Annotated in this window: 19 protein-coding genes; 6 read left to right on the forward strand and 13 right to left on the reverse strand. The window is 72.6% G+C overall.

Annotated elements, in window-relative coordinates; all coding sequences use genetic code 11:
* Window positions 1–147 precede the first annotated feature (147 nt).
* Window positions 148–324 (forward strand): hypothetical protein, encoded by a 177-nt coding sequence (locus ACFV88_RS28095; protein ID WP_385494723.1) that lies wholly within the window; start codon window positions 148–150, stop codon window positions 322–324.
* Here ACFV88_RS28095 and ACFV88_RS28100 read toward each other — a convergent pair.
* Window positions 311–1,006, reverse strand: coding sequence for a hypothetical protein (locus ACFV88_RS28100; protein ID WP_385494724.1), 696 nt, complete (start codon window positions 1,004–1,006; stop codon window positions 311–313). The two genes, ACFV88_RS28095 and ACFV88_RS28100, sit on opposite strands and share 14 nt — an antisense overlap.
* Window positions 1,007–1,108: 102 nt before the next feature.
* On the opposite strand from ACFV88_RS28100, the gene ACFV88_RS28105 reads away from it, so the two are divergent.
* The gene (locus ACFV88_RS28105) at window positions 1,109–1,591 is read left to right on the forward strand and encodes a nuclear transport factor 2 family protein (protein ID WP_385494726.1); all 483 of its coding nucleotides are present in this window, start codon (window positions 1,109–1,111) and stop codon (window positions 1,589–1,591) included.
* Between the two features lie 136 nt (window positions 1,592–1,727).
* On the forward strand, window positions 1,728–3,338 hold the full coding sequence (lnt, locus tag ACFV88_RS28110) for an apolipoprotein N-acyltransferase (protein WP_385494727.1): 1,611 nt from the start codon (window positions 1,728–1,730) through the stop codon (window positions 3,336–3,338).
* Here the strand turns inward: lnt and ACFV88_RS28115 are convergent.
* A complete protein-coding gene (locus ACFV88_RS28115) occupies window positions 3,259–4,167 on the reverse strand; it encodes a Gfo/Idh/MocA family protein (RefSeq protein WP_385494728.1) in 909 nt (302 codons plus the stop codon). The two genes, lnt and ACFV88_RS28115, sit on opposite strands and share 80 nt — an antisense overlap.
* A gap of 12 nt (window positions 4,168–4,179) precedes the next feature.
* The gene (locus ACFV88_RS28120; RefSeq protein ID WP_385494729.1) at window positions 4,180–5,379 is read right to left on the reverse strand and encodes an FAD-dependent monooxygenase; all 1,200 of its coding nucleotides are present in this window, start codon (window positions 5,377–5,379) and stop codon (window positions 4,180–4,182) included.
* 78 nt (window positions 5,380–5,457) lie between these two features.
* On the opposite strand from ACFV88_RS28120, the gene ACFV88_RS28125 reads away from it, so the two are divergent.
* On the forward strand, window positions 5,458–6,090 hold the full coding sequence (locus tag ACFV88_RS28125) for a TetR/AcrR family transcriptional regulator (protein ID WP_385494730.1): 633 nt from the start codon (window positions 5,458–5,460) through the stop codon (window positions 6,088–6,090).
* Between the two features lie 9 nt (window positions 6,091–6,099).
* Here ACFV88_RS28125 and ACFV88_RS28130 read toward each other — a convergent pair whose 3' ends face one another.
* The 6 genes from ACFV88_RS28130 to ACFV88_RS28155 all read right to left on the reverse strand — a co-directional run bounded on the left by ACFV88_RS28130 (window position 6,100) and on the right by ACFV88_RS28155 (window position 11,644).
* On the reverse strand, window positions 6,100–6,615 hold the full coding sequence (locus ACFV88_RS28130; RefSeq protein ID WP_385494731.1) for a hypothetical protein: 516 nt from the start codon (window positions 6,613–6,615) through the stop codon (window positions 6,100–6,102).
* A 221-nt stretch (window positions 6,616–6,836) separates the two neighbouring features.
* Entirely contained in the window at window positions 6,837–7,520 is a 684-nt protein-coding gene (gene ung, locus ACFV88_RS28135) for a uracil-DNA glycosylase (protein ID WP_385494732.1), read from the reverse strand.
* Between the two features lie 104 nt (window positions 7,521–7,624).
* Window positions 7,625–9,202 (reverse strand): ABC transporter substrate-binding protein, encoded by a 1,578-nt coding sequence (locus tag ACFV88_RS28140; protein WP_385494733.1) that lies wholly within the window; start codon window positions 9,200–9,202, stop codon window positions 7,625–7,627.
* A 241-nt stretch (window positions 9,203–9,443) separates the two neighbouring features.
* The gene (gene fabG, locus ACFV88_RS28145) at window positions 9,444–10,205 is read right to left on the reverse strand and encodes a 3-oxoacyl-ACP reductase FabG (protein ID WP_385494734.1); all 762 of its coding nucleotides are present in this window, start codon (window positions 10,203–10,205) and stop codon (window positions 9,444–9,446) included.
* 222 nt (window positions 10,206–10,427) lie between these two features.
* Entirely contained in the window at window positions 10,428–10,811 is a 384-nt protein-coding gene (locus ACFV88_RS28150) for a DUF3037 domain-containing protein (protein ID WP_385494735.1), read from the reverse strand.
* On the reverse strand, window positions 10,808–11,644 hold the full coding sequence (locus ACFV88_RS28155) for a HipA family kinase (protein ID WP_385494736.1): 837 nt from the start codon (window positions 11,642–11,644) through the stop codon (window positions 10,808–10,810). The genes ACFV88_RS28150 and ACFV88_RS28155 overlap by 4 nt, the downstream gene beginning before the upstream one ends.
* Window positions 11,645–11,839: 195 nt before the next feature.
* Between ACFV88_RS28155 and ACFV88_RS28160 the strand changes: the two genes are divergently transcribed.
* Window positions 11,840–12,604 carry a helix-turn-helix domain-containing protein gene (locus tag ACFV88_RS28160; protein WP_385494737.1) on the forward strand — a complete coding sequence of 255 codons (765 nt, stop codon included), beginning with the start codon at window positions 11,840–11,842 and terminating at the stop codon, window positions 12,602–12,604.
* A 236-nt stretch (window positions 12,605–12,840) separates the two neighbouring features.
* Window positions 12,841–13,422 (forward strand): peptidoglycan-binding protein, encoded by a 582-nt coding sequence (locus tag ACFV88_RS28165; protein WP_385494738.1) that lies wholly within the window; start codon window positions 12,841–12,843, stop codon window positions 13,420–13,422.
* 32 nt (window positions 13,423–13,454) lie between these two features.
* On the opposite strand, the gene ACFV88_RS28170 is transcribed toward ACFV88_RS28165, so the two are convergent.
* The 4 genes from ACFV88_RS28170 to ACFV88_RS28185 form a co-directional block, all read right to left on the reverse strand.
* Complete coding sequence (locus ACFV88_RS28170) at window positions 13,455–14,396, reverse strand: GNAT family N-acetyltransferase (RefSeq protein ID WP_385494740.1); 942 nt, start codon at window positions 14,394–14,396, stop codon at window positions 13,455–13,457.
* Between the two features lie 43 nt (window positions 14,397–14,439).
* Window positions 14,440–15,513 carry an alkene reductase gene (locus ACFV88_RS28175; protein ID WP_385494741.1) on the reverse strand — a complete coding sequence of 358 codons (1,074 nt, stop codon included), beginning with the start codon at window positions 15,511–15,513 and terminating at the stop codon, window positions 14,440–14,442.
* 29 nt (window positions 15,514–15,542) lie between these two features.
* Window positions 15,543–16,538 (reverse strand): LLM class flavin-dependent oxidoreductase, encoded by a 996-nt coding sequence (locus ACFV88_RS28180; RefSeq protein ID WP_385494742.1) that lies wholly within the window; start codon window positions 16,536–16,538, stop codon window positions 15,543–15,545.
* Window positions 16,539–16,705: 167 nt separating this feature from the next.
* Entirely contained in the window at window positions 16,706–17,470 is a 765-nt protein-coding gene (locus tag ACFV88_RS28185; protein ID WP_385494743.1) for a hypothetical protein, read from the reverse strand.
* Between the last annotated feature and the right edge of the window lie 315 nt (window positions 17,471–17,785).

Below are 17,785 nucleotides of genomic sequence, written 5' to 3' on the forward strand. Positions count from 1 at the left end.
CCCTGTCCCCATGACTCACCCGGCGCCCGGAAACCACACGTGACCTGCACGTTCTCTCCGCAAAGCGCTCCGCAGCACCTTGCGTACAGTAATGAACTAACGGCAAGGCGTAGCGGATGGTCAGAACGACCGCCTAAGCTTCGTGGCATGTCCCGCATCCAAGAGCACTCCGGTTGCGTGCGTTCCGCCGACTCGCTCAACGAGGAGATCCGTGACCTGTGGCTCCGGACCGGCGGTCGCCTGTCAGCGGAGGAGCGCCGCACCTACGAGGCGTTGGTGACCGAATGGGCCGCTGCCGTCAGGAGTGACGTCAGGGCCTGGTGACCACGCCGGTCCCCGGTTCCGCGTACCACCGCCACGCCGTACGCCGTGCACGGTCCGGGAGTTTTGCCCGTCCCGTCGCCCACAACAGGGTCCGCCAGGGATCCGCACCGACCGTGACGTCCGGGAACAGCCGGGCGAGCACCCTCAGGCACAGGTCAGCGGGCGGCTTCCAGTCGACACCGCCGAGCCCCTCGGCGACGTCCCGCGTGTGGACCAGGGTCTCCACGACCCCCATCGCGGCGAAGCCCTCCGGGTCCGACACCCCGAACACGTGGTGCGCGCGCGTCCCCGGCGCACTGGTGTGCACCACCGCGGCGAGCAAGGCACCGCTCGCTTCCAGCACCTGGAGCAACCCGGCCGGGCCCGCCGCCCGGTCGGCGCGCACCGCGAGCGCCGGGCCGCCGGGTCGGCTCGGTGTGAAGGAGAAGGGCACTTCGGTGTCCAAGGGCGGTGTGCGGGGGCCGAGTTGCACGGCGTACGCGAACAGGTCGTCGGCGAGGTGCTCGGTGGTCTCCCAACAGTCCCAGTCGAGGGAGGCGGCCCGGGCCGACCAGTCCCGGTCGCCGGCCGTCGCCAGTGCGTCCACCGACAGTCGTACGGCGGTCGTCACGTCCTCGGCATCCACCGGGCCGGGGGGTGCGGGGGCTTGCGTGTCGTTCCGAGGTGCGGCGTCCCTGTTCATCGTGCGACCGTACCAACGCCTTCCGGCCAGCAGATCGCACTGCTCGGCCTCCACGGTGCGCAACCCCTTGGCGTGCGGGCGCGGTTGGCCAACACTGATCCAATGACCCAGCGCGTGGACCTCGCGACCGTGATGGACCGTCTCGCCATCGACGACCTCGTCACCGAATACGCCCGCGCCCTCGACGAAGGCGATTGGGACGCGTTCCGCCGGCTCTTCGTCCCCGACGGGCGGGCCGACCACCGCTCGGCCGGCGGGATCACGGGCGACGCGCACCAGGTCACCGCCTGGCTGGCGGGGACGCTGGCCGCGTACCCGCTGCGGCAGCACCTCGTCGTCAACCGGCAGCTGCGCTTCGTCGACCCGGAGAACGACGAGCGCGAGGCCGCGCGGATGCGGGCGGATTACCGGACCGTGCTCTGCGCGGCACCGGCGGGAAGGGGCCTCGCGCCGGAGGTCGAGTGCGGGGGTCGCCACGCCTTCGCCCTGGTACGGACGGTCGACGGCTGGCGGCTGGGCGAGGTCGTCGTCGAGGAGCTGTGGCGGCACAACCGGGCGGACGGGGTGCCCGGCGGCGCCCCCTGACGCCCGGGGTCGGCCGGCCCCGGGCCGCCCCCGTCGCCGTGCTTCCCCCACTCGCTCCGGGACCCGCGCGCCCCACGGGGCCGTGCCCCATGCTGGTGGTGTCGGCGCGGACCTCAGGAGGGTCAAGGAGGGCTCCATGACGTCGCTCTTCGCCCGGGGAAGCGGGCTCGGGGCCCCGGGCCGTGGGCACGCCGCCCTCGCCGGGCCGTGGCGCCGGTCCGCCCTCGCCGCCCTCGCGGGCGCCCTGCCCGCACTGGCCTTCCCCGCTCCTTCCCTGTGGTGGCTCGCCCACCTGGCGCTCGTGCCGTGGATGCTGCTGGCCCGGAGTGCTCCCACCGGCCGCCGCGCCGCTCTGGACGGCTGGTTCGGGGGGCTCGGATTCATGCTGGCGGTGCACCACTGGCTACTGCCGAGCCTGCACGTGTTCACCTTGGTGATCGCCGCCCTCCTCGGAGCGCTGTGGGCACCCTGGGGCTGGCTGGTCAGGCGGTTGCTGGGCGGACGCCCCGGGCCGGGTCGGGCGGTCACCGCCCTGCTCGTCCTGCCGTCGGGCTGGTTGGCGGTCGAGGTCGTGCGGTCCTGGCAGGGCCTCGGCGGCCCCTGGGGGCTGTTGGGGGCCAGTCAGTGGCAGGTGACGCCCGCGCTGCGGCTCGCCTCGCTGGGCGGGGTGTGGTTGGTCAGCCTGCTGGTCGTCGCGGTGAACACGGCCCTGGTGCTGCTGGTGGCGGTGCCCACCGCACGGGTCCCGGCGGTGGCGGGACTGACCGTCACCGTCGTCGCGGGGGCCGGCGCCTGGGCCTGGGCACCCCGGCCGCAGCCGGACGGCAGCGCCCGGGTCGCGGTGGTCCAGCCCGGGGTGGTCGACGGGGCGGGCGCCCGCTTCGCCCGGGAGGAGCGGCTCACCCGCTCGCTCGTCGGACAGCGGCTCGACCTGGTCGTGTGGGGCGAGAGCAGCGTGGGTCACGACCTCGCCGCCCGCCCCGATCTGGCCGACCGGATCGCCGCACTCGCGCGGGAGGTGGGCGCCGACGTCCTCGTCAACGTGGACGCGCGCAGCTCGGACCCGGCCGCCGCGCCGGGCATCTACAAGAGTTCCGTGCTGATCGGGCCCGAGGGGCCCACGGGCGACCGCTACGACAAGATGCGGCTGGTCCCGTTCGGCGAGTACGTTCCCGCGCGGTCCGTGCTGGGCTGGGCAACCTCGGTGGGCAAGGCCGCGGGCGAGGACCGTCGGCGCGGCGAACGGCAGGTGGTGATGGACGTCGGCGCCCTGCGGGTGGGGCCGTTGGTCTGCTTCGAGTCGGCGTTCCCGGACATGAGCCGCCGACTCGCCGAGGACGGTGCCGCCGTGTTGGTCGCCCAGTCGGCGACGTCGACCTTCCAGGGGAGTTGGGCACCGTCGCAGCACGCCTCGCTGGCGGCGCTGCGCGCGGCGGAGACCGGCCGGCCCGTGGTCCACGCGACGCTCACCGGGGTGTCCGCGGTGTACGGACCCCGAGGGGAGCGCGTCGGCCCCCGGCTCGGCACCGAGCGGGTCGCGGCCCAGGTGTACGAGGTGCCGCTCGCGACCGGGGTCACCCCGTACGTGCGGTTCGGGGACTGGCCGGTGCGCGCGGCCCTGCTCGTGCTGGTGGGGTACGGGGCGGTCGAGGGGGTGCGCGGGGTCGTCAGGCGGCGGTCTGCTCCTGGATCGCCCGGACCACGCGCTCGCACAGTTCATGGGTCGCCAGCGCGTCCCGGGCGCTGACCGTACGGCCCGCCCGCACGTCGTCGAGGAAGGCCAGGACGACCTGTTCGATGCCGCGCTGACGGGCCACCGGCACCCAGTCGCCCCGCCGCCGGACGCTGGGCTGACCCTTGTGGTCGATGACCTCCGCGAGGTTGACGACCTGCCGTTTGCTGTCCTGTCCCGCGACCTCCAGGACCTCCTCGACGGAGCCGCTGAGCCGGTTCATCACCCCGAGGGCGGTGAAGCCGTCGCCCGCGAGTTGGAGCACGACGTGGTGCAGCAGCCCGTCCTCGGTCTTGGCCCGCACGGCGAAGTGGTCGACGGCTCCCGGCGCCAGGAAGCGGAGCGTGTCGATCACGTGCACGAAGTCGTCGAAGACGAAGGAGCGCGGGTCCTCCGGCAGTCCGACGCGGTTCTTCTGCATGATGATGAGCTCGCGCGGGTGCTCCAGACACTGGGCGTACCCCGGCGCGTGACGGCGGTTGAAGCCGACGGTGAGGCTCACCCCGCGCTCCTCGGCCAACCGCACCATCCGCTCGCAGGTGGCGTAGTCGTAGGCGAGCGGCTTGTCGACGTAGGTCGGCACGCCGGCTTCGATCAGCCGGGTCACGATCTCGGGGTGGGTGACGGTGGGCGCGTGCACGAAGGCGGCGTCGATCCCCTGGGCGAGCAGTTCGTCCAGGCCCTCGTGCCGGCGGTCCTCGGACAGGTGGTACGTCGCGCCGATCCGCTCCAGGGTCGCCGCGGTGCGGGTCTGGAGGTGCAGTTCCACGTCCGGCTGGGTGGTGAGTACCGGCAGGTACGCCTTCTGCGCGATGTCACCGAGTCCGATGCAACCGACCTTCACACGTGTCTCCTGCTAAGTGGTGCGGGTGGGACGCTCGGAAGCATACGGGTCACCGGGCGGGTTCCAGTCGGCGATCCGGGTGAACCCCCGCAGCATCGCGTCGGGCATCAACTGCGAGGTCAGGGCCAGCGCTGCGGTGCGCAGCGCCACGGCGGGTCGGCTGCTGAGGGCGACGATCCGGGCGACACCCGCCGCCTTGCGGACGATCGCGTCGGTCCTCGGGAGTCGGTCGGCGGTGTACGCGGCGAGTGCGGATCGCAGGTCGGCCGTCGGGTCCGCGTGGTGGGCCAGGACGATGCCGTCCTCGATGGCCTGGTTGCCTCCCTGGGCGAGCATCGGGGCCATCGCATGGGCCGCGTCACCGACGAGGACAACCCGGCCGCGGTGGAGGGCGGGCAGCGGGTTCGTCATGTGGTGGACGTCGTGACGCAGGACCGGTAGCCGGGCCGCCGCCCCGAGCAGGGCGGGTACGGGGTCGTGCCAGTCGGCGAACCGTCGCCGCAGTTCGGCGTGTTCGTCGGGGGCGGTCGTGCCGGCGGGGGCGAGGGCGGCGGCGTACGCGTAGACCCGGCCGTCGGCCAGCGGGTGCGCCCCCCACAGGGAGCCGCGCCCCCACGTCTCGTGGGGTGCGAAGGGCCGGCCGGGGTCGGGGGCGACGAACCGCCAGGTGGTGAACCCGGAGTAGCGGGGGCCCGGGTGCTCGGGGAAGAGCACCCGCCGGGTGGCGGAGCGGATGCCGTCGGCGGCGACGACCAGGTCGGCGTGGAGGTCTCCGTCCGGTGTGCGCACCACGGCTCGTGCGGCGCCGGGCACCCCGGGTGCCACGAGTTCGGCGGGCGAGTCGGTGCGCAGCCGGTCCGGCGGCAGCGCGGCGGCGAGGCGGGCGATCAGGTCGGCGCGGTGCAGCAGTACCAGGGGCCCGCCGAAACGTTCGGTCACGGCCTCGGCGTCCAGCCGGGTCAGCCAGCGTCCCCGGGGCGTGCGGAGCCCGCCCGAACCCTGCCAGGCGGCGAGTGCCCGGATCTCGTCGCCGAGGCCGATGACGTCCAGTGCCCGTTGTCCGTTGGGGGCCAGGGCGATGCCCGCGCCGACGGGGTCGATCGAGGGCGCGCGTTCCAGCACGGTGACGTGCCAAGCGCGCCGGTGCAGGGCCACGGCAGTGGTGAGGCCACCGATTCCGCCCCCGAGGACGACTGCGTGCTGCTGTGACACGACCCCTCCGTCTACTACAGGTGTAGTGCTGACTCCTCGAACGTACTACAGCTGTAGTGAAAGGGGTAGGTTGGGACCGTGCCCGCACCCCACGCCTCGCCCGACCCCCGGCCCGCTCGCCCGTCCGGGGCACCGTCCGGCTCGGAGCGCGCCGCGCTCATCGCCGACACCGCGCTCGCCCTGCTGACCGAACGCGGGATGCGCGGGCTGACCCACCGGGCGGTGGACGCAGCGGCCGGGCTCCCCCAGGGTTCGACCTCCAACCACGCACGCACCCGACAGGCGCTGTTGGAGGTCGCGAACCACCGGCTCGCGGAACGTGAGGCCCGGGTCCTGAGGGTGCGGGAGCTGGCGGACCCCGCAGGTGGCGTCGAGGCGGTCGCCGAGGGCATGGCCCAGGCGCTGCACCGCTATCTGACGCACCACCGGGACCTACTGGTGTGCCGCTACGAACTGGCCCTGGAGGCCACCCGGCGCCCGGCGCTGCGGCAGCTCTTCGACGACACCGGGCGGCAGTTCCGGGAACCCCTGCTGGCCCTGGTCAGCGAGCTCGGCTCGCCCGACCCCGCCCGGCACGCGCTGGCGCTGATCGCCTGGGCCGAGGGCATGATGTTCTCCTACGTGGCCGGCTCGGCGCGCTCCCGGTCCGTGTCGTTGGAGGAGCTGCGGGCCGGGTGCAGGGAGCTCCTGGCGGGCATGACGGCGCGCTAGGTCCGTGCGCTACGGCGCACGTCGGATCGGCCCGGGGTCCGTGGGCGGGTCCCCGTCCAGCTGGCGTCCCAGCCGGACGATGGCCGACCGGACCGCCTCGCCGTGCGCATCCCGGTCGAGCGCGTCCAGGGCTCCGCTCGACAGCCTCAGATGGCTGCGGGCGGCCTCCCGGCGACCGAGTCGCGCGTAGTCGGCCGCGAGGTTCAGGTGCAGCGTCGGGTAGAAGGCGCGGGCGGCCGGCGCCAGGGCGTGGGGCGGCACCCGACCGTCGGCGAGTTCCTCGGCGGCGGACAGGGCCCGCAGGTCCCAGGCGAGTTCGGCCTCCGGGTCGTCCTGGGTGTCCGCCAGGTAGTGGGCGAGGGTGCAGCGGTGCAGCGGGTTCCCGTTCTCGACGATCTCCGCCCACAGCACGAGGAACCGGTCACGGGCCTCCTCGCGGTCACCTCCGTGGTGCAGCATGACGGCCTGCCCGATGCGGGTCATCGTGACCTCGTCCCGCGCTGACCTTTCCTGCGGTTCCGTCACCCTTGCCTCCGCCGTCCACCGGGTCGCCGCCATCGATCGGGCGCCGGTGCACCGGTGACCCGCCGGTCGACGCTAACCCGCCGCGGTCACCGGTGCGGGGCAGGCGCGGGTGGCGTACGCACCGCTGGTCCACAGGTGCGTACGCCGAGCGGGCCGGTGCCCGTGGGACGTGCCGGGGTGCGGCCCCCCGAGGAAGGGGAGCCGCACCCCGGGACACGGCGTCAGCCCAGGTCGGGAATCCGCCAGTCGATCGGGGCGTGACCCTGCTGGGCCACGGCCTCGTCGATCTGGGTGAAGGGCTGCGACCCGAAGAACTTCTTCGCGGACAGCGGGGACGGGTGGGCGCCCTTGACCACCACGTGCCGCTCCTGGTCGATCAGGGGCAACTTCTTCTGGGCGTAGTTCCCCCACAGGACGAACACAGCCGGGTCCGGCCGGTCGGCGACCGCATGGATGACCGCGTCGGTGAACCGCTCCCAGCCCTTGCCCTTGTGGGAGTTGGCCTCGCCGGCCCGGACCGTCAGCACCGCGTTCAGGAGGAGCACTCCTTGGCGGGCCCAGGGCATCAGATAGCCGTTGTCCGGGACGGGGTGCCCCAGCTCCGCGTTCATCTCCTTGTAGATGTTCCGCAGCGACGGCGGGGTCTTCACACCCGGCCGCACGGAGAAGCACAGGCCGTGCCCCTGGCCCTCGCCGTGGTAGGGGTCCTGGCCCAGGATCAAGACCTTCACCTGGTCGTACGGGGTGGCCTCCAGTGCCGCGAAGACCTCGTCGCGCGGCGGGTAGACGGGGCCGTTCTCCCGCTCCCCCTCCACGAACTCGGTGAGCTCCTTGAAGTACGGCTTCCCCAGTTCCTCACCGAGGACGCCGCGCCAGGATTCGGGCAGCAGAGCGGTGTCGGTCACGTGAACATCCTCCGGAATACGGTCATTCGGCGACCGTTCGCCACGGCCGCCCCCACAACCGAGAACCTACCGGCGTCCACTGACAACGCGCGCCGTTCCCGGTACTACCAGCTGGTTTTTCGATGCAGCTCCCACAGCAGCATGACCGTGGACGGATCGAGGGAACGCTCGCTCCCGGAGATCTCCTCGCTCGCCGCGACGTACTGCCGACCCTGCCACAGCGGCAGCAGCCGGGCGTCGTCCACGAGGATCTGCTGCGCCCGCTCGAAGTCGGCGGCCACGGCGGAGCGGTCCGCCTCGCGCCGGGACCGCGGCAGCAGCACGGAGGTGATCTCCGGCACCGGGTACGGGGTGCCGAGCGCGTTGCGTTCGCCGACGAAGGGCGCGATGAAGTTCTCGGGGTCCGGGAAGTCCGGGAACCAGCCCCGGCCGAAGACGGGGTACTCGCCCCTGCGGTACCCGGCCTCGTAGGTCTTCCAGGCACGGCTCTTCAGAGTGACCTCGAACAGCCCGGACTCCTCCAACTGGCTCTCGATCTCCCGGAAGGCGGGCTCGGTCATCGAACCGTACCGGTCGGTGGTGAACCACAGGTCGAGCGGCACCGGTTCGACGATGCCCGCATCGGCGAGGAGGTCGGCGGCCCGGTCCGGGTCGGGGTCGCCGAAGTCGTCGAAGTACCCGGTGGTGTGGCCGGGCAGCCCGCTGGGGATCATGGAGTAGAGCGGATCGACGGTGTCCTTGTAGACCTTGTGCGCGAGGGCACTACGGTCGATGATCTGGGCCACGGCCCGACGGACGGCGGTCTTGCGGGCCCACCGGTCCTCGGGGTTGAAGACGAGGTAGCTGATCTCGGTGCCGGCCCCCTCGACGAGTTGCACGCCGTCGTCGGGGTCGTTGCTCTGGAGCGCGATGACGTCCTCGGCTGCCAGGCCCCGGTAGGTGACGTCGATCTCCTTGTCGTGCAACGCCTGCACCATGGAGGCGGAGTCCTGGAAGTACCGGATGGTCACCTCGTCGTTCTTGCGCTGCGCAGAACCCCGGTAGTGCCCGTTCCTGACCAACCGGGCCCGTCGTCCCTCCTCGTACGCGGCGAGGGCGTAGGGGCCCGAACCGGTGACCTCCTGCTCCGTGCGGAGCGCGTCGGCCGGGTACTCGCGCGGGTCGACGATCGACATGGCGGGGGTCGCGAGGACGAGCGGGAACGTCGCATCGGGCTGGCTGAGGTGGAAGACCACGGTCCGCTCGCCCCGCGTCTCCACCCGGTCCAGGCTGCCCAGCAGCCCCTTGGGGCCGCCGGGGACGTTGATCCGCACGATGCGGTCGATGCTGTGCTTGACCGCATGGGCGTCGAGGGAGTCGCCGTCGGAGAAGCGGAGCCCCTCCTTGAGGGTGCAGGAGTAGCTGCGCATCGACTCGTCCGTGAACGCGCAGCGGGCCGCGTCGGGTTCGGGCTCGGAGGCGCCCGCCGGATAGCTGAGGAGGGTCTGGTAGACGTTGCGGAACAGCTCCCAGGAACCGTCCCAGGACGCTGCCGGGTCCAGGGTGCTGGGAGCGCTGGTGGTCCCCACGGCGATCTCCTGATCGGCGCCCGAGGCACTCTCCGAAACGAACCCGCACCCGGCGACCACGCACATCGACACCGCGGCCGCCACGTGCCGCACACACCGGAACCGGACGAACACGCGCACGCTCCTCGATCGGCTGAATCAGGGGGGCCGGCCGACCATATCGCAGCGTCTACACTGAAGAACCGTCTCTGCACAGGGCTGCCGATACCGATGCGATCACGCGGGAACGGGCGTCGACGCACCGCGTGGACCGGGCTCCCGCACACGGCCCGGCACGGACCGCGGGCAGGGCCCCGTCCGCGGTCGCCCCCCCCGGCCGGCGCACGCCGGGGCACGCCGGAGCGCGGCGGTCGGGTCAGCCGAGGGGACCTCCGGCCACGTACAGGACCTGGCCGGAGACGAACCCGGCCGCTTCGCCGGTGAAGAAGGCGATCGCATGGGCGATGTCCTCGGGACGCCCCACCCGTTGCACGGGGATCTGGGTCGCGGCGGCGGCCTGGAAGTCCTCGAAGCCCATCCCGACGCGCTCGGCGGTGGCCCTGGTCATGTCGGTGACGACGAATCCGGGGGCGACGGCGTTGGCGGTGACGCCGAACCTGCCCAGTTCGATGGCGAGGGTCTTGGTGAAGCCCTGGAGGCCGGCCTTGGCGGCGGCGTAGTTGGCCTGCCCCCGATTGCCGAGCGCGGACGACGAGGACAGGTTGACGATCCGGCCGAACCCGGCGTCCACCATGTGCTTCTGACACGCCTTGGTCATCAGGAACGCCCCGCGCAGGTGCACGCCCAGGACGGTGTCCCAGTCGGACGCGCTCATCTTGAAGAGCAGGTTGTCCCGTAGGACGCCCGCGTTGTTCACCAGGACGGTCGGCGCGCCCAGCTCCCCGGCGACGCGCTCCACGGCGGCCCCGACCTGCGCCTCGTCCGTGACGTCACAGCCCACGGCGACCGCCCGGCCGCCCGCGGCGACGATCTGCGCGACGGTGTCCGCGCACCCCGCCTCGTCGAGGTCCAGCACGGCGACGGCCCTGCCCTCGGCGGCCAGCCGTACGGCCGTCGCGGCGCCGATGCCCCGCGCCGCGCCGGTCACCACGGCCACGCGCTGTTCAGTGGTGGACATGCACACTCCTCGTCCTCGGGACGGCCTCGCCGTGCGCCGTGCAGGGGGTCGCCACAGCCGGCCCGGGCGACCGGGCGCCACCCCGGAAGGGGTGAGCTACCGCTCAGTACTGTCGGCGGACGTGACGCTAGAAGCCCCGGCACCCGGTGTCAACGGCATCGGGCGCGACACCGCCCGGCCCGGCCCCCGACGGACCGGGCGCTCCCCCGACAGACCGGGACGTCAGCGCACCAGCGTCTTCACCAGCCGCTCCAACTCGGCCCGCGGATCGGCCGTCAGCCCGGTGTGCACGGGGCCCGGTTGCACCACGGTGGACCTCGGTGCGACCAGCCAGCGGAACCGGCGCCCCGCGTCGTCGCGGGCGGCCTGACCCGCCGCCTCGCCGCCCGCGCACACCTGCTCCACGGCCCGCAACGCGGCCCGCACTCCGGCCAGGTCGACCGCCGGGTCCAGGGCCAGGAGGCGCGCCTCGTCCACCTCCGTACGGGCGGCCACGAAGGACCGGGCGCGGCAGTACACGACGACGCCCGCATTGATCAGTTCCCCGCGTTCCACCCGGGGCACCACCCGCAGCAGGGCGTACTCGAAGACGTCCCGCCCGCTCATCGGCCGACCCCCTCGGAGGCGGTCGCCCCGGACGTGGCCGCCGACCAACCCGCCGGACGTCCGGCCAGACGCGGGTCGGGCGGACCGAGGGTGATGCGCCGGTGGACGTCCGGCGCACGGGACAGCAGCGCGGCCACATACGCGTCCCGCACGGCGTCGGGGCCGTCGAATCCCTCCTCGCCGACCAGCCAGGCGTCCGGGACGCCGGCGGCCACCTCGTGCAGCAGCTCCGCGGTGACCAGCGGGGCCAACTGGGCCGCGGCGGAGTCCACATCGGGGGCGAAGGGGGCGAGGGCGTGGTCCGTCGCGTCGTAGGGCCGGGCCGTCGACGCGCTGACGGTCGGCCAGTTGTGGTGCCAGATCATGCTGGCGCCGTGGTCGATGAGCCACAGGTCGCCGTGCCAGACGAGCAGATTGGGGTTGCGCCAGGACCGGTCGACGTTGTTCACGAGCGCGTCGAACCACACGATCCGTCCGGCCTCCCCGGCGTCGACCGTGTAGGCCAGGGCGTCGAACCCGAGGGCTCCCGACAGGTACGCCGTGCCGAGGTTGGGTCCGCCGCTGGCCTTCAGGAGGCCCTGCACCTCGGGGTCGGGTTCGCCGAGGCCGAGCACCGGGTCCAGGGCGAGCACGACGAGTTCGGGGACCCGCAGCCCGAGCCGCTGTGCCAACAGCCCGCACAGCACCTCGGCGACGAGGGTCTTGCGCCCCTGCCCGGCACCGGTGAACTTCATCGCGTACGTACCGAGATCGTCGGCCTCGACGAGTCCCGGGAGCGAGCCGCCTTCCCGCAGGGGCGTGATGTAGCGGGTCGCCGTGACTTCTGTCAGCATTTCCCCAGGCTATACGGCACGGCTCCCTGCGAATCCGCAGACCGGTTCGCACCTCGCCGCCGGGCGGGTCCCGCCCCCGTCAGCCCTGGGGAGAACCGGGGAGTTCCGGGGCCCGGTCCCGGCCGGACGGGGGCCGATCGGCCGAGCCTACAATTCGGCCGTTGCTGTTCGACCTTACGGAAGTTGGGGGACTCGTTGGACGACACACACCCGGAGGACGGACCTCCGCCGGGACCCCCGTCGCCCGCCATCCACCCGGACGACGAGTTCATCACCCCGACGGGGCACCCCCTGCACGTCCACGCCTATCACCAGTTCCTGTGGGTTTCGAGCGGGGAGATCGCCGTCAACGCGGTGGGCGAGGAACACGGGCTGTCGCGGTCGGTGGCCCTTTGGATACCCGCCGGCGTGCCGCACAGTGCGCGCTTCGGCACCGACTCCGTCATCGCGGTGGAGGTCTTCTACGCCTCCTCCTTCCGGCTCCCCTTCCGGCGGGTCACCACCCTGAACACGACGAACGACCAGCGCCATCTGCTGCTCGCCCGCATGCGCAGCAGCACCGGACCGGACAACCCCGACGTGTTCTCCGCACTGACCGCCTGCCGCGCCAACCGTCTGCCGCTGCCCCAGCCCACCGGGCTGGCCACGACCTACGTGGCACAAGAACTGGCCAGGAGACCGAGTGACGCCAGGACCGCCACCGAATGGGCCCAGGCGGCCTACACGAACTCGACCAGCCTGCGCCGTGCGTTCCGGGCCGAGACCGGCCTTCCCCTGTCGGAGTGGCGGACCCGGCTACGCCTCAACCACTCCCTGACGCTCCTGGAACAGGGGCACATGGTGTCCGCGGTCGCGGCGTGGGTGGGGTTCAGCACCAACGGCTACATCCTCGCGTTCCGCCGGTACTTCGGCCAGACGCCCGGTACCTACGTCAGGAACTGGGAGAACGAACTGGCCTGAACGGCGGCCCCTCCAACACCCGAGCCGGGCCCGGTGCTTCCCCCCGGGAAAGCGTTACCGGCGCTTGTTGGCCCGCGCCTTCCGAGTTGTATGCGCGCCGCGGCGGCTTCGTAGATTGACATCGCGTCGGGTGACCCCGTCGGCCCGTCGCCAGACGTGCGCCGCGCCGAGGGGGTCACCCGCGAGAGCCCCGTCCGTTCGAGGCAGGGCCGAGACCGAGCGAAGCAAGGGAACCCATGAACTTCTCCAGCACCCGGCTCAGGACCGCCGCATCCGCCATCGCGGCGCTGACGGCGGCGGTGATCGGCATGAGCGCCACCCCCGCCTCGGCGGCGACCGGCGGCACCTACACCGGTCTGCCCTTCATCAACGGTGGTGGCCACTACCGTGACGACTGGAGCGACGAGGGCATCCTGTCGGTCAACCCCTACGCCGGCCACGCCCGTTCCAACGCCACCTGCCTGTGGCAGCGCATCCTGCACCTCCACGGGCTGCTGGAGCTCAGGGAGGTGGACGGGATCTTCGGCCAGAAGACGGCCAACGCCACGAAGCAGTTCCAACAGCTCATGTGGCTGTCGGCGGACGGAGCGGTCGGCAAGGACACCTTCAACAAGGCCGGGGCGGGCGCGTTCCGGGACTACGGGATCACCTACGTGAGCGGCGACTACAACACGAACGGCGCGATCGTCCAGCTGCGCTACCAGGGGGACAGCACCAACAGCTTCCCCATGGTCCGTACCGGGTCCGGCCACTACCTCTTCCCCGACCGCAACGGGGTCATGAGGGCCGCCTCCTACGACTACCTCACCTGCAGCTGACCCAGCGACGGCGGTGCCGGCCGTTCGGGCCTTCAGGTCTTGATGAGCGGCGCGTCCCGGGAGAGTTCCCGGAACCCGACGCCGTGGTACAGCCCCTGTGCCTGGGGGTGCCCCGGCGCCCCCAGGCACACGACGGTCATCCGGGCGGCCCCGGCCGCGCGCGCCAGCCGCATCCCGTGCAGCAGCATCGCCCTGCCCAGCCCCAGCCGTCGGTAGTCGGGATGCGTCCCCACCGGCTCGAACTGGGCGGTCCGGTTGGCCTCGTCGAGCCACATGATCGTCGAGGAGGCCAACGTGCCGTCCGGCGCCTGCACCAGGACGTGCAGGTCGCCGCGGTACCCCGCCGTCCGTCGAACGCCCTCGTAGTCCTCGGCCGTGTACGTCGAGCGGGCCCAGGCGTCCCGATGGGCCCGGACGGCGGCCTCGGGCCCGGCCTCGTCGGCGGTGCGGAACCGGAACCCGGCCGGCAGGAGGGGCCGTTCCAGCTCGGTGAGGTCCCGCTCGTTGAGCCGGGTCCAGGAACCGGTGTCGCCGAGCGAGGCCGGGTCGGTCGCGTAGCCGTGCGCCGCCCACCGCTCCAGGGCGTACCCGTCGGCGGCGCTCGGCACCACCGTGCGCTCGACGTTCCCGGCCACGCCCTCGTACCCGTCGATCACCTCGTCCACCAGCCCGGGGTGGTCGGGATGCACCTGGTACGCCAGATAGGCACCCGTGACCTCCTTCACCGAACCGTCGCCCTGCCGTACGCGATGCGGCAGGAAGGCCCAGCCCCACGCCACCAGGTCACCGCTGGAGAACCACAGTCGGCGGCGCCAACCCTCGCCGTGGGCGGCCTGCCCCTTGCCCCAGTTCCAGGCCAGCTCGCCGAAGGTCGCATCGCCGTTCACCAGGTCTCGGCGAACGGCGGTGACGCGTTGCGCCAGGCCCTGCATCAGCCGCACGTCGGCGTCCGTCACCGGCTCGAAGTCCGTCATGGTGCGTCACTGTGCCAGGGCCCCGCAGGGCAGTCGAACCGATTCACGGGCCGGGGAGGGTGGGGTAGTCGGTGTACCCGTGGGCTCCCCCGCCGTAGAAGCCCGCGGGGCGCACTGCGTTGAGGGGTGCGCCGATGCGGCAGCGGGCGACCAGGTCGGGGTTGGCGAGGAAGTCCCGGCCGAAGGAGACGAGGTCCGCGCCGTGGGCGAGGGAGTGGGCAGCGGCCTCCGGCTTGCCGCGGTCGGCCGGGAGCGGGGTGACCATCAGCGCGGTGGGCCACCGTTCCCGTACCGCGCGGTCCAGTTCCGTGCCCGTCTCGCCGTGGTGGAGGTACGCGAGCCCCAGCGGGGCGAGAGCGCGGACGAGGGACGTGTAGGTGGTGTACGGGTCGGCTTCCGTCAGATCGCCGAACGGGTGGGACGGGGAGATGCGCACTCCGACCCGGTGCGGGCCGATGGCCTCGGCGACCGCCTCGGTGACCGCGACGGTGAGACGGATGCGCCCCTCGGTGTCCCCGCCCCAGCGGTCCGTGCGGAGGTTGGCGTTCTCGGCGAGGAACTGGTGGAGCAGATAGCCGTTGGCGGCGTGGACCTCCACCCCGTCGAGCCCGGCGGCGACCGCCCGGCCCGCGGAGCGGCCGAAGCCGTCGATCAGCTCCTCGATCCCGGAGGCGGTGAGGGCGGTCGGGAGCACGGCCGGCACCCGGCCGCCGGAAGTGTGGACGAGGGCCCGGGCGGCAACTGCCGAGGGGGCGACCGGACGGGCCCCCTCGGGCAGGAAGTCCGGGTGGGCCAGCCGGCCCGCGTGCATGAGCTGGACGAAGAGGCGTCCGCCCGCCGCGTGCACCCCGTCCGCGAGCCGCGCCCAACCGTCCTGGTGCGCATCGGTGAACAAGCCCGGCGCGTCGGGACCGATGGCCCCGACGGCGAGCGGATGGGTGCCCTCGGCCACGATCAGCCCCGCCGATGCGCGCTGCACGTAGTAGTGCGCCATCAGCGGGCCGGGAGTGCCGTCGACGGCCGCGCGGGCACGGCTCATCGGCGCCATGACCATGCGGTTGGGCAGCATGAGGTCACCGAGGCGGAAGGGCTCGAAGAGGGCGGTGGGCGCGTGCACGACGGGTCCTTTCGTGGGGTGCGGGGCGGTCAGGACTTCCAGGTATCGGCGAGCAGTTCGTACGAGCGCAGCCGGGCGTCGAAGTCCCAGGCCTCGCCGACGACCATCAGTTCGTCGGCGTCCGTGCGGTCGACGAGGTCCTCCAGCCCGCGGCGGACGGTGTCCGGCGCGCCGACGAAGGACTCCGCCAGCATGGCGTTCACCATCCGCGCCTCCTGCGGGGCCCAGACGGCGTCGATGTCGTCGACCGGCGGGAGGAACTCCATGCCGCCCCGGAAGTGGGTGAGGAACTTCTGCTGCATCGTGCTGAAGATCCGTACGGCTTCGTCGTCGGTGTCGGCGACGACCGCGTTGGCCGCGACGACGGCGTACGGCCGTGCCAGGGCCGCGGAGGGGCGGAAGGAGGTGCGGTAGAGGTCCAGTGCGGTGCCCAGTTGGTCGGGTGCGAAGTGGGAGGCGAAGACGAAGGGCAGGCCCTCCCGGGCGGCGAGGGCCGCGCCGAAGGAACTGGAACCCAGGACGTAGACGGGCAGTTCGACGCCCTCGCCGGGGATCGCGCGGACCTTGCGCTCCGGGCCGGCGGGAGCGAGGTATCCGCGGAGTTCGGCCATCTGCTCGGGGAAGTCCGCGCCGCTCGGGTGCTCGCGCCGCAGTGCGCGAGTGGTCCAGGGGTCGGTTCCGGGGGCCCGACCGAGGCCGAGGTCGATGCGGCCCGGGTGGTAGGTGGCGAGGGTGCCGAACTGTTCGGCGACCACGTACGGGGCGTGGTTGGGGAGCATGACGCCGCCCGAGCCGACCCTGATCCGGTCGGTGGCCGCGGCGACCCGGCCGATGATGATCGAGGTCGCGGAGCTAGCCATCGCCGCGGTGTTGTGGTGCTCGGAGATCCAGAAGCGTCGGTATCCGTACGCCTCGGCGGCGCGGGCCAACGCGACGGTGTTCTCCAAGGCCTCGGCGGCGGGCCGACCCTTGCGGATCGGGGAGAGGTCGAGGACGGACAGCGGTGTGTCGGAGTAGCGGGTCATGACGATTCCCTCGTGGTGGGCGCGGGCCGGGTCGGTCCCCGCGCGGGGGTGGTGGGGTCCGGGGCAGCCCGGCCGGGGAGCCGAGGAGCTGGCGACGGGCGGAGGGGCCACCCGGCCGGAACCGCGGGAGGGTTCCGGCCGGGTGCCCGTTCCTGCCGGTGACCGGGTCAGATCTGCGGCGTCGGGTGCGGCGGGGACACGTCGAAGGACGAGTGCGCCCCGCCCAGCGCCCGGGATTCCGGCAGCCAGGACGAGATGATCAGGCTGGTCCGGTCCATCAGCTGCTCGGTGCCGAGCTGTGCGGGCAGGAAGCGGCCGAAGGCGTCCAGGCGCTCCAGGTACGCCAGCCCCTCGGAGACGGCGACCAACTGATCGGCGTCACCGGCCTTCTCGGCGACGGTGAGGATGCCGATCTGCTTCTCCTCCGGCTGGAACATCAGCCAGACGCTGGACAGGCCCTGCTTCTCGGCCTCGTCACGGAGGGCCGGCCAGACCTCCGCCAGCAGCTGCTCGACGTTCTCGTCCGTGTAGGAGTAGCGCTCGAACCGGTTGATGTGGTGGGCGGTGGCCATCGGCTTGAAGTCGTGCGCGCCGGTGACCTTCCAGTAGTGCTTGTCCACGCCGGGAAAGCGCGACCAGAACTTCACCCCGGGCTCCGGGAAGAGCTCCTCGTTGGTGAAGTGGTCGTAGTCGAGGACGTTCTCCCAGGTGTCGAAGAGGTAGCGCCCGCCGATGTACTTGACGCCGGTGGCCGGGTCGAAGCGCAGCGGGGTGTACTTGTGGCGCATGCCCGGGCGGATGTCCATGTGGGGGCGCTCGCGCTCCAGCATGTCGACGAGGTCCTGGGTGGAGTAGCGGTCGTCCAGGGGGAAGTCGGAGGTGAAGGCCGCTTCCGCCTTGATCGGGCCGGTCTCGTAACCGCGGACGTCCATGGGTGTTTCCTCTCTCACTGCGTGTTGCCGCTCCCCGGGTCGGGTGCCCCCGCTCGTGGCGGGCCCCGCCGTGACGCCGGCGGGGCGGGGAGTCTGATCGGGCGCCTGCCCCGTCCGGGGCGACGCCGGGACCTGCGGCACTCGGCGCTGGGGCCGTCGTGTGCCGTGCGGCCGGTTCGGGGGCCGCGGACCCACCGGGCTCCCCCGCGTCCGGCACGTCGACCGTGCAGGACGCGGGTCGCCCGGGTGTTTCCGTACGCACCGGATTCCACTAACCGGACCGTGTGGTCATGTTTGAACCGTAGCACAACATGA

It is taken from the genome of Streptomyces sp. NPDC059816 (assembly GCF_042732055.1).
Classification (GTDB): Bacteria; Actinomycetota; Actinomycetes; order Streptomycetales; family Streptomycetaceae; genus Streptomyces.

Bases quoted from the DNA above. Each gene is read 5' to 3' on its own strand.
- ACFV88_RS28100 (WP_385494724.1), bottom strand. From the start codon at position 1,006: ATGAACAGGGACGCCGCACCTCGGAACGACACGCAAGCCCCCGCACCC.
- ACFV88_RS28180 (WP_385494742.1), bottom strand. From the start codon at position 16,538: ATGACCCGCTACTCCGACACACCGCTGTCCGTCCTCGACCTCTCCCCG.
- ACFV88_RS28170 (WP_385494740.1), bottom strand. From the start codon at position 14,396: ATGACGGACTTCGAGCCGGTGACGGACGCCGACGTGCGGCTGATGCAG.
- ACFV88_RS28165 (WP_385494738.1), top strand. From the start codon at position 12,841: ATGAACTTCTCCAGCACCCGGCTCAGGACCGCCGCATCCGCCATCGCG.
- fabG (WP_385494734.1), bottom strand. From the start codon at position 10,205: ATGTCCACCACTGAACAGCGCGTGGCCGTGGTGACCGGCGCGGCGCGG.
- ACFV88_RS28185 (WP_385494743.1), bottom strand. From the start codon at position 17,470: ATGGACGTCCGCGGTTACGAGACCGGCCCGATCAAGGCGGAAGCGGCC.
- ACFV88_RS28155 (WP_385494736.1), bottom strand. From the start codon at position 11,644: ATGCTGACAGAAGTCACGGCGACCCGCTACATCACGCCCCTGCGGGAA.
- ACFV88_RS28095 (WP_385494723.1), top strand. From the start codon at position 148: ATGTCCCGCATCCAAGAGCACTCCGGTTGCGTGCGTTCCGCCGACTCG.
- lnt (WP_385494727.1), top strand. From the start codon at position 1,728: ATGACGTCGCTCTTCGCCCGGGGAAGCGGGCTCGGGGCCCCGGGCCGT.
- ACFV88_RS28105 (WP_385494726.1), top strand. From the start codon at position 1,109: ATGACCCAGCGCGTGGACCTCGCGACCGTGATGGACCGTCTCGCCATC.
- ACFV88_RS28150 (WP_385494735.1), bottom strand. From the start codon at position 10,811: ATGAGCGGGCGGGACGTCTTCGAGTACGCCCTGCTGCGGGTGGTGCCC.